The sequence below is a fragment of the Leisingera caerulea DSM 24564 genome (assembly GCF_000473325.1).
In the GTDB taxonomy this organism is placed as follows: Bacteria; Pseudomonadota; Alphaproteobacteria; order Rhodobacterales; family Rhodobacteraceae; genus Leisingera; species Leisingera caerulea.
Genome location: NZ_KI421513.1, coordinates 771,267 through 784,242, shown reverse-complemented (window position 1 = coordinate 784,242; position 12,976 = coordinate 771,267). Strand labels below are relative to the sequence as shown.

At 63.7% G+C, this 12,976-nt stretch carries 16 protein-coding genes; 11 read left to right on the top strand and 5 right to left on the bottom strand.

All coding sequences use genetic code 11. The annotated features are described in order from the left end of the window. Window positions 1-145: 145 nt before the first annotated feature. Window positions 146-634 (bottom strand): peroxiredoxin, encoded by a 489-nt coding sequence (locus tag CAER_RS0111060; protein WP_027235420.1) that lies wholly within the window; start codon window positions 632-634, stop codon window positions 146-148. A 95-nt stretch (window positions 635-729) separates the two neighbouring features. Here CAER_RS0111060 and CAER_RS0111055 point away from each other — a divergent pair, with 95 nt between their 5' ends. The 5 genes from CAER_RS0111055 (at window position 730) to CAER_RS0111030 (ending at window position 4,015) form a co-directional block, all read left to right on the top strand. Continuing rightward, window positions 730-1,941, top strand: a complete 1,212-nt coding sequence (locus tag CAER_RS0111055) for an NAD(P)/FAD-dependent oxidoreductase (protein ID WP_027235419.1) — start codon at window positions 730-732, stop codon at window positions 1,939-1,941. Then, window positions 1,938-2,489: a 16S rRNA (guanine(966)-N(2))-methyltransferase RsmD gene (gene rsmD, locus CAER_RS0111050; protein ID WP_027235418.1), complete on the top strand. Its 552-nt coding sequence runs from the start codon at window positions 1,938-1,940 to the stop codon at window positions 2,487-2,489. The genes CAER_RS0111055 and rsmD overlap by 4 nt, the downstream gene beginning before the upstream one ends. Before the next feature lie 133 nt (window positions 2,490-2,622). After that, entirely contained in the window at window positions 2,623-2,949 is a 327-nt protein-coding gene (locus CAER_RS0111045) for a YgdI/YgdR family lipoprotein (RefSeq protein ID WP_027235417.1), read from the top strand. 187 nt (window positions 2,950-3,136) lie between these two features. After that, the gene (locus tag CAER_RS0111035; protein ID WP_027235416.1) at window positions 3,137-3,799 is read left to right on the top strand and encodes an HAD family hydrolase; all 663 of its coding nucleotides are present in this window, start codon (window positions 3,137-3,139) and stop codon (window positions 3,797-3,799) included. A 24-nt stretch (window positions 3,800-3,823) separates the two neighbouring features. Further along, window positions 3,824-4,015, top strand: a complete 192-nt coding sequence (locus CAER_RS0111030; protein ID WP_027235415.1) for a hypothetical protein — start codon at window positions 3,824-3,826, stop codon at window positions 4,013-4,015. Between the two features lie 73 nt (window positions 4,016-4,088). On the opposite strand, the gene map is transcribed toward CAER_RS0111030, so the two are convergent. Further along, window positions 4,089-4,898, bottom strand: a complete 810-nt coding sequence (gene map, locus CAER_RS0111025) for a type I methionyl aminopeptidase (RefSeq protein ID WP_027235414.1) — start codon at window positions 4,896-4,898, stop codon at window positions 4,089-4,091. A gap of 154 nt (window positions 4,899-5,052) precedes the next feature. Here map and CAER_RS0111020 point away from each other — a divergent pair, with 154 nt between their 5' ends. Continuing rightward, window positions 5,053-5,940: a mechanosensitive ion channel family protein gene (locus CAER_RS0111020; protein ID WP_027235413.1), complete on the top strand. Its 888-nt coding sequence runs from the start codon at window positions 5,053-5,055 to the stop codon at window positions 5,938-5,940. 24 nt (window positions 5,941-5,964) lie between these two features. Here the strand turns inward: CAER_RS0111020 and sfsA are convergent, their stop codons facing one another. Beyond that, window positions 5,965-6,669, bottom strand: coding sequence for a DNA/RNA nuclease SfsA (gene sfsA / locus CAER_RS0111015; RefSeq protein ID WP_027235412.1), 705 nt, complete (start codon window positions 6,667-6,669; stop codon window positions 5,965-5,967). A gap of 48 nt (window positions 6,670-6,717) precedes the next feature. Here sfsA and CAER_RS0111010 point away from each other — a divergent pair, with 48 nt between their 5' ends. Genes CAER_RS0111010 through CAER_RS0110995 form a run of 4 tightly spaced genes read left to right on the top strand, consistent with a single transcriptional unit; the run spans window position 6,718 to window position 9,654 of the window. Then, window positions 6,718-7,440, top strand: a complete 723-nt coding sequence (locus CAER_RS0111010) for a competence/damage-inducible protein A (protein WP_027235411.1) — start codon at window positions 6,718-6,720, stop codon at window positions 7,438-7,440. Continuing rightward, window positions 7,437-8,162, top strand: coding sequence for a GNAT family N-acetyltransferase (locus tag CAER_RS0111005; protein ID WP_027235410.1), 726 nt, complete (start codon window positions 7,437-7,439; stop codon window positions 8,160-8,162). Before CAER_RS0111010 ends, CAER_RS0111005 begins: the two co-directional genes overlap by 4 nt. Window positions 8,163-8,167: 5 nt before the next feature. Beyond that, window positions 8,168-8,740 (top strand): peroxidase-related enzyme, encoded by a 573-nt coding sequence (locus CAER_RS0111000; protein ID WP_027235409.1) that lies wholly within the window; start codon window positions 8,168-8,170, stop codon window positions 8,738-8,740. Between the two features lie 5 nt (window positions 8,741-8,745). Beyond that, window positions 8,746-9,654 (top strand): OmpA family protein, encoded by a 909-nt coding sequence (locus CAER_RS0110995; RefSeq protein ID WP_084299636.1) that lies wholly within the window; start codon window positions 8,746-8,748, stop codon window positions 9,652-9,654. Between the two features lie 190 nt (window positions 9,655-9,844). Here CAER_RS0110995 and CAER_RS0110990 read toward each other — a convergent pair whose 3' ends face one another. Then, window positions 9,845-10,768 carry a GlxA family transcriptional regulator gene (locus CAER_RS0110990; RefSeq protein WP_027235407.1) on the bottom strand — a complete coding sequence of 308 codons (924 nt, stop codon included), beginning with the start codon at window positions 10,766-10,768 and terminating at the stop codon, window positions 9,845-9,847. A 95-nt stretch (window positions 10,769-10,863) separates the two neighbouring features. Here CAER_RS0110990 and CAER_RS0110985 point away from each other — a divergent pair, with 95 nt between their 5' ends. After that, window positions 10,864-11,655, top strand: a complete 792-nt coding sequence (locus CAER_RS0110985) for a class II aldolase/adducin family protein (RefSeq protein ID WP_027235406.1) — start codon at window positions 10,864-10,866, stop codon at window positions 11,653-11,655. Between the two features lie 265 nt (window positions 11,656-11,920). On the opposite strand, the gene CAER_RS0110975 is transcribed toward CAER_RS0110985, so the two are convergent. Beyond that, window positions 11,921-12,832, bottom strand: a complete 912-nt coding sequence (locus CAER_RS0110975) for a LysR family transcriptional regulator (protein ID WP_027235405.1) — start codon at window positions 12,830-12,832, stop codon at window positions 11,921-11,923. Between the last annotated feature and the right edge of the window lie 144 nt (window positions 12,833-12,976).

The following is a 12,976-nucleotide window of genomic DNA, read 5'->3' as shown; positions in this document are numbered from 1 at the left end:
CGGGATATGACAGAAAAGGTCAGCAGCCCTGTCCAAATGTTTCGCGCGCGAAACATTGCGGCAGAGGTGCTGACCTGATTTTTCAAGAATTGTTAAGGGTTTGCAGCTGCGGCCGCCAGCACTGGCAGCCGCAGAAATCCAGCCCTCAGCCCATCGACTCCAGCAAGCCTTCGCCTGCTGAAAGCTCGCACTGGCCGGGGTTTTCTTCCTTGTTGAGGATCTTCACTTCGCCATCTTCCACCAGCATCGCATAGCGCAGAGAGCGGCCGATCAAGCCGGCGGGAGGCGCATCGAAGCGCATGCCGACCGCCTCGGTAAAGGTGCACTCGGCGTCCGACAGCATGGTGATCCCGGCATCGGTGGCGCCGGTGTTGTCGCCCCAGATCGACATCACGAACGGGTCATTGCCGGCCAGGCAGATGATTTCATCGACGCCTTTGGCGGCAAACTGGTCCTTGGTGCGGATAAAGCTGGGCACATGAGCGGAATGGCAGGTGCTGGTAAAGGCGCCGGGAACCGCAAAGATCACCACTTTCCGCCCCTTCAGCTTGCTTGACAGCTGAACTTGCTCCGGCCCGTCGTCTCCGATCCGCGTCAGCACGGCGTCGGGCAGCTGGTCTCCAACAGAAATCATCGCACGTTCCTCTTTCTCATGATTGCGTTTTGGGGCCCCCGGTATATAGGGTCCGTTGGAAGCGTGACGGGAACTATTGCGGGAGGCAAGCAGAGATGTCCCACATCGTCGTGATTGGAGCGGGGCAGGCGGGGGCCTCGCTGGTGGCAAAGCTGCGCAAAGACGGGTTCGAGGGGGAGATTACCCTGATCGGCGCGGAAGCAGCGCTGCCCTATCAGCGCCCGCCGCTGTCCAAAGCCTATCTGCTGGGCGAGATGGAAGTGGAGCGGCTGTTCCTGCGCCCCGAGAGCTTTTATGCCGACAACAACATCACCCTGAAGCTGGGCCAGCGGGTCACCGCCATTGATCCGGCGGCCAAGACCGTTTCGCTGGGGGATGAGGTGATCGCCTATGACCAGCTGGCGCTGACCACCGGCTCCGACCCGCGCCGCCTGCCGGCGGCGATCGGCGGCGATCTGGACGGCGTCTTTGTGGTGCGGGGCCTGACGGACGTCGATGCGATGGCGCCGCATGTGACCGAAGGCAAGCGCGCGCTGATCGTCGGCGGCGGCTACATCGGGCTGGAGGCGGCTGCGGTCTGCGCCAAGCGCGGAGTGCAGGTCACCCTGCTCGAGATGGCAGACCGCATCCTGCAGCGCGTCGCAGCGCCGCAAACGTCGGACTTCTTCCGCGAGCTTCACACCTCTCATGGTGTCGATATCCGCGAGAGCACCGGCCTGGAGCGGCTGGAAGGTGAGGGCGGCAAGGTGGCCCGCGCGGTGCTGAGCGGCGGCGAGGTGCTGGAGGTGGATTTTGTCGTTGTGGGCGTCGGCATCACCCCGTGTTCGCAACTGGCGGAGATGGCCGGTCTGGAGCTGGACAACGGCATCAAGGTGGACGCGCAAGGGCGCACCTCGGTTGCGTCCATCTGGGCGGCGGGCGATTGCGCCTCCTTCCCGTTCCAGGGCAACCGCATCCGTCTGGAAAGCGTGCCCAACGCTATCGACCAGGCCGAGGTTGTGGCGCAGAACATGCTGGGGTCGGAAAAGGACTACATCGCGACGCCGTGGTTCTGGTCGGATCAATACGACGTCAAGCTGCAGATCGCGGGCCTCAACACCGGCTATGACAACGTGGTCACCCGCCAGGGCGACGGCCGGCAGGTCTCGTTCTGGTATTTTGCCGGCGACCGGCTGGTCGCGGTCGACGCGATGAACGATCCGCGCGCCTATATGGTGGCCAAGCGGCTTATCGACATGGGCAAGACCGCGGACAAGACCGTGGTTGCCGATCCCTCTGCCGATCTGAAGCCGCTGCTGAAGGCGTGAGGATCATCGCAGGGGAGTTCCGCGGCCGGGCACTGGCCGCGGTGGGAAAGGGGGATGCGGGCGCGCACCTGCGCCCCACCACCGACCGTGTGCGCGAAAGCCTGTTCAATGTGCTGATGCACACCGGCGCCATCCCCGGCGCCCGGGTTCTGGACCTGTTCGCGGGCACCGGCGCGCTGGGGCTTGAGGCGCTGTCGCGCGGCGCAGCAGAGGTGGTATTCGTCGATGACGGCCGCGTCTCCACCGGTTTGATCCGCAAGAATATAAGCATCTGCCGGGCCGGGGACCGCTGCACCCTGATACGCCGCGATGCGCTGAAGCTGGGACAAAACCCGGGGGCGCCGTTCGATCTGATCTTCCTCGATCCGCCCTACGGCAAGGGCCTGGGGGAGAAGGCCCTTGCCGCTGCCGTATCTGGCGGCTGGGTGGCGGAGGACGCTTTGGTGGTCTGGGAGGAAAGCGCGCCGATGGCCGCCCCGGAAGGATTCGAGCTGCACGACAGCCGCAAATACGGCGATACCCATATTTCGCTGATGTGGCGGCAGTAAAACAGGTCCGGAGCCAGACGGGCGCTTTCCCCAAATAATTGATTTTCTATTTGCGCAATCATTCCTAGGGATGTAACAGCCCCGTGATTTCAATCAAACTTCCGTCAATTCTGGCGGTTTCAGAGGGTTTCATATGAAAACTGGAAAATTCCTTGGCCTGCTGGCCGCTGGTTCGCTGTTCCTGGCCGGCTGCGTGTCTCCTGAGGTTGTGACCACCAACAACATCGACGATGCCTCGCTGACCTGCGACGAGATCAAGACCCAGATGGGCCAGCTGGACGAGATCCGCGCCGAGGCCAAGAAAGGCAAGACCGCATCCGGCGCCAATGTGGCGGCGGCGATCCTGTTCTGGCCGGCGGTTATCGGCAATTACTCCAACGCAAACGAGGCCATGAACGCGGCAAACAAGCGCCATGAAGTGCTGGTTGCTCTGGCCAAGAAAAAGCGCTGCAAGTTCTGAGTTTAGCCAGACCGTTGCAAGAATTGAATGCAGGGGCCTCCCCTGCATTTTTTGTTTCCGCCTTTTTCAGATCCGGCCTGGTTTGTGATCGAGCCGGCGAAAAACCGCGGTGTCCTGTTTGCCGGGGGCCTGATTGCCGAATAAACCTGTGGCCCAGAACAGGTTTATTCCGGCAAAGGCGCTTTTGATGCCCAAAACATTTCCAACCCCGAAACTGGTGATCTTTGATTGCGACGGCGTGCTGGTCGACAGCGAGCCGGCCTCCAATCAGGCGCTGATCGAAAATTTGGCCCGGCACGGGCTGGAGCTGACCATGGAGCAGTCGATGGCGTATTTTGTTGGCGGCACCATGGCCGGTGTCATGGAAAAGGCCCGCAACCTGGGGGCGGACCTGCCGGAGGACTGGACCCGCGAAGTCTACGCCGAGACCTATGCGCGGTTGAAGCAGGGGGTGCCGCTGACACCGGGCATTCCGCAGCTGCTGGCGCGGCTTGATGCCAAGGACATCCCGGTCTGCGTCGCCTCTAACGGCAGCGAGGAGAAGATGCGCATCACCCTGGGCCAGAACGGCCTGTGGGACCGGTTCCATCCGCAGGCGATGTTTTCGGCCCATTCGCTGGGCGTGGCCAAGCCGGAGCCGGGGCTGTTCCTGGCCGCGGCCAGCCACTTCGGCGTGCAGGCGCGCGACTGCCTTGTGATCGAGGACAGCGGCAGCGGCGTCACCGCCGCGGTGCGTGCGGGGATGCGCTGTCTCGGTCACGCGCCGCACGGAGGCGGCCGGAAGCTTGCGGCGCTGGGAGCGGAGGTGTTCCGCGATATGGCTGAGGTGCCCGCGCTTTTGTCGATCTGAGGCGGATGTGCTACTGTTCCGGGCATGGAACAGACACTGAGTACGCCGTTCCTGCCGCCTGTGACCAAGGCCGAAGCCGGGACAAAACCCAAACCGGAACCTGCCCGGCCCCCACTGTTCATACAAGATGCAGTGACGCCATTCGGAGATGGCACCCTGCTGCTCGCCTTGTGGCGGATGCAGGACGCGGAGGGTCAGGACGGCGCCGGCTCCTGACAGGATCCGTCCTTCATCTGGCTGAAAATATCCGGGGGGTGCGGGGGCTGGCCCTCGCCTGTGCCTTACCGGCTTACCCGTAGGTCGGGTGGAATTTCCCGGCCGGAGACAGGGTGAAAATCTCCGCCCCGTCAGCAGTTACCCCGATCGAATGCTCGAACTGCGCCGACAGCGACTTGTCACGGGTCACGGCGGTCCACTCGTCGGCCAGGATCTTGGTTTCCGGGCGGCCCAGGTTGATCATAGGCTCGATGGTAAAGAACATGCCTTCCTCCAGCACCGGGCCGGTGCCGGGGCGGCCATAGTGCAGCACGTTGGGCGGGGCATGGAACACCTGGCCCAGGCCGTGGCCGCAGAAGTCGCGCACCACGCTCATCCGCTGGCTTTCGGCATAGGTCTGGATTGCGTGGCCGATGTCGCCGAAGGTATTGCCGGGCTTCACCGCCTCGATCCCCTTCATCAGCGAATCATGGGTGACCTGGATCAGCCGCTCCGCCTTGCGGCTGAGTTTGCCCGCCACGAACATCCGCGAGGTGTCGCCGAACCAGCCGTCGACAATCACGGTCACGTCGATGTTCAGGATATCGCCATCCTTCAGCTTCTTGTCGCCGGGAATGCCGTGGCAGACCACGTGGTTTACCGAGATGCAGCTGGCGTGCTGATACCCTTTGTATCCGATAGTCGCCGAGGTGGCGCCCGCGTCCTCAACCATCCGGGTGATCAGGCGGTCCAGTTCGCCGGTGGTTTGACCGGGAACCACATGGGCCGCGATGTCATCCAGAATGCGCGCGGCAAGCGCCCCCGCCTTGTGCATGCCGGCAAAATCGCCGGGCTCATGAATGCGGATGCCGTCCTTGGTTGTGCGGCCGTCTTTCGATCTCATCAGGCGGAGCTCCATCGGATGTCTTTGCGTAGCTATGTAAGGGGTTCGCGGCAAAAGGGCCAGAGGGGGCGGGGGTGGCATCCGGGAACTTTTTCCGCCGCACAGCGTTGTACCGCCTAGGAGAAATTGCGGTAACATGGAGAGACACGGCGGTATGGAGAGTATCAACAGCCTGATGGAGACCGAGATTTACGATGGAAAGTCACTGTCCGACCTGGTGACGCTGGAGTTCCTGGCCGAGCTGCTGGGCAGCGTTGTTGCCGCAGTTGTCATCCTGCTGGCGGGATTCATCGTGGCAAACTGGGTCAAGCGCCGGATTGTGGCCCTGGGCGATACCCATGCGAGCCTTGACGTTACCCTGTTTCACTTTCTGGGAAATCTGGCACGCTATACAATTCTAGCCTTTGCGGTGCTGTTTGTCCTGAACACCTTTGGTGTCCAGACGACCTCGATCATCGCAGCCATCGGTGCTGCCGGCCTGGCGATCGGCTTGGCCATGCAGGGGGCGCTGTCGAACGTTGCCGCGGGCGTGATGCTGATCCTGTTCCGCCCCTTCAAGCTGGGCGATTTCATCGAAGTGGACGGCGAGATGGGCACGGTCAAGGACATCAACCTGAACAACACGGTTATTGCCAGCCTCAGCAATCTGAAGGTGATCATTCCCAACTCCGAGGTTTGGGGCAACACCATTACCAATTACTCTTCCTTCGATACCCGCCGCGCCGAGTGGACGTTTGGCGTCGGCTATGGCGCCGATCTGGCGGTGGCGGAGCGGGTGATCCGCGAAACCATCATGAGCGACAGCCGCTCGCACAGCGATCCGGAGCCGTTCATTCAGGTTAATGCACTAAACAGCAGTTCGGTTGATTTCCTGGTGCGCGTCTGGGTCGATGCCGCCGAGTACTTCCAGTATCAGGCCGACATGAAGCGCAAGGTGAAAGAGGCGCTGGACGCGGCCGGGGTCGATATTCCGTTCCCGACCCGCACCATCGTGCACGCCGAACCGGACGCGCAGAAGGACGAGGCCAGCAAGGCCGCCTGACCGGCTGTGCCGGCCCCCTCGCCGTTACTCCGCGGCGGCGATGGGGGCGCCTGCCTCAACCCCCGCAGGTGAGATCTTCGTGCCCAATACCAGCCGCTCTACCCCCGCGGCGTGAGCGCTGGCAAAGGCATCTGCATAGGCCGGGTCGATATCCGCGGCCAGCCGGAACCGATCGCAATCGGTGCGCTGCACCAGATACAGCATCACAGCCCGGTGGCCCTGTGCCGCCATGTTTGCCAGTTCGCCCAAGTGCTTAGTGCCGCGTGCGGTGACGCTGTCGGGGAACTCCGCCAGCCCCGGCTGGCGCGAGAGCGTCACGCTTTTCACCTCGACATAGCAATCCGGCAGGCCGTCCTGGCTCAGCAGAAAGTCGATGCGGCTGTTCTCACCGTATTTCACTTCTGCACGCACGGATTTGTAGGCCGCAAGCTCCGCGACGTCCCCGTTTTCCAGCGCGGCGCGCAGGGCACGGTTCGGGACCGAGGTGTCGACGCCGGTAAAGTGGCCGCCCTCATGCTCCACCAGCCGCCAGCCGTATTTCAGCTTTTTCTTCGGATCGTCGTTGGGCTCCAGCCAGATTTTCATGCCCGGCTCCGCCAGCCCCATCATGCTGCCGGGGTTGGCGCAATGGGCTGTGACCTCCTGCCCGTCCTCCAGCCGGCAATCGGCGAGGAAGCGTTTGTAGCGGCGGATCAGCACGGCGGGGATCAGAGGGGTTTCAAAGCGCATGACAACGGGCCTATACCTGCGAAGACGAGGTATCAAGGGAGGACAACCATGGCCAATCCGACGGCTGCCATGCTGGTGATCGGAGATGAAATCCTGTCGGGCCGCACTCGCGATGCCAACATGCATTACCTGGCCGGTGAACTGGCCAAGCATGGCATCGACCTGAAGGAAGTCCGCATCGTCAGCGATGATAAGGCGGCGATTATCACCGCGGTCAAGGCGCTGGCCGGGGTCTATGATCATGTCTTCACCAGCGGCGGCATCGGGCCAACCCATGATGACATCACTGCCGACTGCATCGCAAAGGCCTTTGGCGCGCATCTGGACGTGCGCGACGATGCCCGCGCGATCCTGCAGGCGCATTACGACACGCAAGGGCTGGAAATGAACGAGGCCCGGCTGCGCATGGCGCGGATTCCGGATGGCGCTGAGCTGATCGACAATCCGGTCTCTGCGGCGCCGGGGTTCACCCTTGGCAATGTGCATGTGATGGCCGGTGTGCCGATGATCTTTCAGGCGATGGTGGCCAGTGTGATCCCAAAGCTTACCGGCGGTCAGCCGATGCTGTCGCAGACCCTGCGGGTGATGCGCGGCGAGGGCGAGATTGCAGGGCCGCTGCGTCTGCTGGCTGAGGGTTATGAGGATTTGTCGGTCGGCTGCTACCCGTTTCAAAAGGACGGCGTGTTCGGCGCCAACGTGGTGATCCGCGGCACCGACGGCGCACGGATCGATGCGGCAATGACTGAGCTGGCAAAGGAGCTGGAGCAGTGACCACCGACCCCCGGTATTACGCTGTGACAGAGGCGACCTGGCCGCCCGCCTCGGTGCGCGCGCTTGGCCCCGTGACCCTGCGAGAGGGGCAGGGCGGCGGCAGCCGGGTGTCGGCGGCAACGGTCTCCGGCCCGGTTACAGAAGCGCAGATCGCAGCGGCGGAAGAGGCGATGCGCGCCGTGGGGCAGGACAGTTTGTTCATGATCCGCGACGGCGAGGCGGATCTGGACGCGCTGCTGGAGGCCCGCGGCTATGCGGTGAAGGATCCGGTCAATTTGTGGACCTGCCCGGCGGAACGGCTGACGGATTCTCCGGTGCCGCGCGTCACCGCTTTTTGCGTCTGGGAGCCGCTGGCGATCCAGCGCGAGATCTGGGAGCAGGCGGGCATCGGACCGGAGCGTCTGGCGGTGATGCAGCGGGTGCAGGGGCCCAAGACAGGGCTGCTGGGACGCCACAGGGACAAACCCGCGGGCGCAGGCTTTGTGGCTGTTCATGACGGGGTGGCGATGGTGCATGCGCTGGAGATTCTGCCGCATCAGCGCCGGGCCGGCATGGGCGGCTGGATGATGCGCCAGGCCGCGTTCTGGGCGCTGGAAAACGGCGCCAGCGAGCTGGCGGTGCTCTGTACGAAACGTAATGAAGGCGCAAACGGGCTTTATGCTTCCCTCGGGATGGATTGCACCGGACAGTACCACTACCGGATTTTGAAGGAAGGCGATTGACCGCGATGACTGATCAGACCCAGCCCACAGCCCTTGACCTGCCGATGGCGGACCCGCTGCCACCGGAGACGCAGAAGTATTTCGACATCTGCCAGGAAAAGCTGGGTATGGTGCCCAATGTGCTGAAAGCCAATGCGTTCGACATTGATAAGCTGAATGCCTTTACCGGCATGTACAACGACCTGATGCTGGCGGACAGTGGTCTCAGCAAGCTGGAGCGGGAGATGATCGCGGTGGTGGTCTCCTCGATCAACCGCTGTTTCTATTGCCTGGTGGCGCATGGCGCGGCGGTGCGGCAGCTGTCGGGCGATCCGCAGCTGGGCGAGATGCTGGTGATGAACTACCGGGTGGCGCCGCTGGATGCACGGCAGCGGGCGATGCTGGATTTTGCCGCCAAGATGACCACGGCCAGCGCGGAGATCGAAGAGGCGGACCGCCAGGGCCTGCGCGCTGCCGGTTTCAGCGACCGGGATATCTGGGACATCGCCAACGTCACCGGCTTTTTCAACATGTCGAACCGGGTGGCCAGCGCGACGGCCATGGTGCCCAATCCGGAATACCACAGCCAGTGCCGCTAACGCGCCTGATTGCTTTGGCTGGCTTCGCCGCGGCGGTGCTGCTGGCGGCGGGGGCCGGGGCGGTGGAGATGACCCTGCCTTCCGGGGCGGCCGGGGTTTCCGAAAGGGCCACGGCGCTGGGTGTTTACCAGCTTCCGGTGGGCTCTGAGGCCTCGGATGAGGTGCCGTCGCAGAGGTTCGAGGGCCGGATCTTGCGCCGAACCTGGCGGTTGGAGGGTGGCAGCACGGTACTGGAGATCCTGGCGCCGATGCGGGAGCAGCTGCTGGCGCAGGGCTATGAGGTTGTGTTCGATTGCGCGGCACGGGATTGCGGCGGCTTCGGCTTCCGTTTCGGGATCGAGGTGGTGCCTGCGCCGGACATGATGGTGGATATCTCCCGTTATCACTTCCTGTCGGCAGCCAAGGGCGATCAGGCGGTCTCGATCCTGGTGTCGCGGGCAGGCGGCACGGCCTATGTGCAAATGATCACCGTGCAGCCGCCTGATGCGGCAACACCAGAGGTTAAGCCCGCCGCAGAGGCGCCGGCCCCGGTGCGTCCGGTAGAGCTGGCCAAGGTGCTGGAGGTCCGCGGCCACGCAGTGCTGCCCGATCTGGTGTTCGAAAGCGGCTCCACCCGGCTGCGGGAGGGGCAGTATAGCAGCCTGAAGCAGCTGGCGGGCTTTCTGGCCGCCAATCCGCAATACCGGCTGCTGCTGGTAGGCCATACCGACATGGTCGGCTCCCAGCAGCAGAATGCCGGCATTTCCGAGCGCCGGGCGCAGTCGGTAAGGGAGCGGATGATTGAGGCCTACAAGGCCGATGGGGGGCGCATTGACGTCGCCGGTGCCGGTTATCTGGCCCCGATCGCCAGCAACCTTATCCCGGAGGGCCGTGAGGCCAACAGGCGTGTGGAAGCAGTGCTGCTCGCCCCGTAGCAGCTAGTGGCAGGGAACCACCGAAAGGCTCCCGCCCCGGCAGGCGCCTTGGCGTTGCCAAGGCTCCTTGGCGGGGTTGGGCCAGGCTCGGCGCTGCGCGCCGAGCCTGGCCCAACGGACGCGGGAGCATGGAACATGCTCTTGCGGCGAGCGGGAGTGCAGCCGGTGCAACAGGCCATGCCCGGGGCGTTCAGCGGCGGCGCAGGTCCCGCGGGCTGCGCTGGTATCTGGCCTTGAACAGGCGGGAGAAACCGGGCAGTGAGCCGAACCCCGTTGCCAGAGCCACCTCTGTGACTGGCATGGCAGTGCTCATGAGCAGTTCGCGCGCCCGCTGCAGGCGGATCTGAAGATAAGCCTCCTGCGGTGTCATCCCCAATCCGCGTTTGCAGCGCAGGCGCAGGGCTTTCAGGCTGAGGCCAAGCGGCTTGGCAATGTCCGGCAGCGCCAACGGGTCCTGCAGGTTATCCAGCATCATCTGCTGCATCTGCCCCAGCACCGGATCGGCTGAAGGCTGCAGCCGCTGGCGTGCCTCCGGCGGCCGGATGGAGCCATGCGCCATGTCTTCGGACGTGGCAGCTGCCAGCTCGTCCGGGCCGGTGGCCGAAACCCAGGCCAGCATCGCGTCCCCCGTGGCGGTGCCGCCCACGGCGGTCAGCCTGCGTCGGCCGAAACAGTAGATCCGGTCGCTGACCGCAATGCCGGGCCAGCGCTCGCGGAACCCTGCCTCGGCTTCGTGATGCAGCACTGCCTCATGTCCGTCCAGGTAGCCGAGCTGGGCCAGCACCACAGTGCCGGTGTCGATGCCGCCCAGTGTGGCACCTGCGCGCACGGCCCGCGCCAGATAGGCGCGCAGCCCCTGCGGCAGGTGGCGCAAAGGATCGTAGCCGGCGCAAAGCAGCACCAGGTCGGGCGGGTCGCCGAGATCCCAGCCGCTGCGGTCCGGCGCGGCCAGCCGTCCGCTGGAGGCCGGCACCGCCGCCTGGGTGACGCTGAGGGTCTCCCATGTGTAAAGCGGGCGTCCGGCGTTCTTGTTGGCAATGCGCAGAGTTTCCGAGGCCAGCACATAAGCCAGCATCTGGAATTCAGGAAACAGGATGAAGCTTACCTTCGGCATGCCGGGAGTTTAGATGCAAGCAGGGGGCGTTTCCATGCAAATAAGGCAAGTTTCCGGCAGCTAGAGTTCTTCAATTCACAGGAAAGGAAACGCCAATGACCATCATGACACCCACCCCGTTGCAGGGCCGCCCGGCCAATTGCTCTGACGCCGAATGGGAGGCCCGCTGTGAGCTGGCTGCGATCTACAACGCGCTGGTCAAATACCGGCTGACGGATCAAACCAACCAGTGGCATTCGATCCGGGTGCCTGGTGAGGAGGCTTTGATCACCCATCACTATGGCTGGATGCATGAGGAGGTGACCGCGTCGAACCTGGTTAAGGTCGGCTTTGACCGGGTGAACCACAACCCGGAAAACGGCGAGCCGAACCCCTCGGCCACTGAGATCGGCAAGCTGTTCTTTGAGGCGGAGCCGGATAAAAACTGCATCATGCACATCCACACCAAGGCGATCATGGGAGTTTCGGCCCAGGCTGGCGGAGTGGGCCCGTACAGCCAGGCCTATCTGATGATCGGCGGCGGCGATGTTCTGGGCTACACTGACTATGAGTTCGTATGCACCGAGGATTTTCTGAGCGGTCTGCTGGAGGCGGGCCGCGGCAAGAAAGCGGTGGTCGAGGCCTGGCATGGTGCCTTTGTGTTCGGGTCCACAGCGGGCGAGGCCTTTTTCCGGTCCTTCTATCTGGACCAGGCTTGCGCGGTCCAGCTGGAGGTGCAGAAGGCGGCGGCCTGCCCGGGCGTGGCGGTCCGCACCATTCCCGAAGCTGAGCAGAAGCGCCATCTGCGTGATATGGCGGCCAGCGACTGGTACGGCTACGAGGGTGAGCTGGAGTGGCACGCCAACCGCCGGCGGCTGGATCTGGAGGCGCCGCATTACAAGAGCTGAAAAAACCGCCAAGCCGCAGGCCGGAGTGCTCCCGCGCCTTGGCCGCGGCATCCAGGATGCCGCCGAAAGCCTTGGGCCCGGCGCCGCGGCAGCGGCGCTGGCCCAACAGGAGCGGGTCAATCTGTGATTGATCTGCGGCGGGCGGGAGCCTGCCCGCTGCGCTTTTGGCAAGTATTATTAGGAAAAGCCGAAAAAAACCCCCGCAGGGGCGCGGGGGCAGGTCTTCGAGGGATATCTTTGTCCGGCTCCCGGGGGGAGGACCGGTTCAGGTTTTCCATTCGGACGGGTCGCGGTCGGCAAAGGCTGCGACCAGGAAATCGATGAAGGCCCGCACCTTGGGCTGGGTGAACTTGCCGGGCGGGTAAACCGCGTAGATTCCCTGGGTCTCGACCGGCAGGCTGGGCATTACGTCTTCGACCAGCCCTTCCTCCAGCGCCTCGGAATAGAGGTAGCTGGGCAGATAGGCGATTCCGAGTCCGGAAATGGCCGCGGTCAGCAGCGACTGGCCGTCATTCACCGACAGCCAGCCGGAAGTGCGCACCTGCCGCTTTTCGCCGGAAGGAGCGGTGATCTTCCAGACGTTGCCGCTGGACTGGCTGGAGTAATGCAGCAGCTTGTGATTGTTCAGCTCGTCGATCTTTTGCGGGCGGCCGAATTTCTCCAGATAGGCGGGGGAGGCGATCATCCGCTTGGTGGTCTCAGTCAGTTTGCGGGCGCGCAGGGAGCTGTCCTCCAGCTCGCCGATCCGCACCGCCATGTCAAAGCCTTCGGAGATCAGCTCCACATAGCGATTGTTCAGCACCATGTTGACGGTGATGTCCGGGAAGTCGCGCAGGAAGTCGGACAGCACCGGTGACAGATGATTGACGCCGAAGTCGGTCGCGACCGAGATCCGCAGAAGGCCCGAGGGCGCGGATTGCATCGAGGTGACCAGCGCATCCGCCTCGCCTGCGTCATTCAGCACCCGGCGGGCACGGTCGTAGTAGGCCAGACCGATTTCGGTCGGCGACACCCGGCGGGTGGTGCGGTTCAAAAGCCGTGCGCCCAGGCGGGCTTCCAGGCTGGAGACATGTTTGGAGACCGCCGACTTTGAAATCCCCATCTTGCGTGCCGCATCGGTGAAGCCGCCCTGGTCCACCACATTGGCAAAGGCCTCCATCTCGGTCAGTCGGTCCATGTTCACCCATCCTCGTTAAGCTGTGTTGCCGTCAGTGATGCGGGGGAAATCGGGCAAGATCGGGGCGGGGGTGGGATAATTGCGGGGTTTTGCAGGGATCGTCTGCGCGCTGGAAACGGCCAGGCGGCAAGGGTTTTGCAGCGG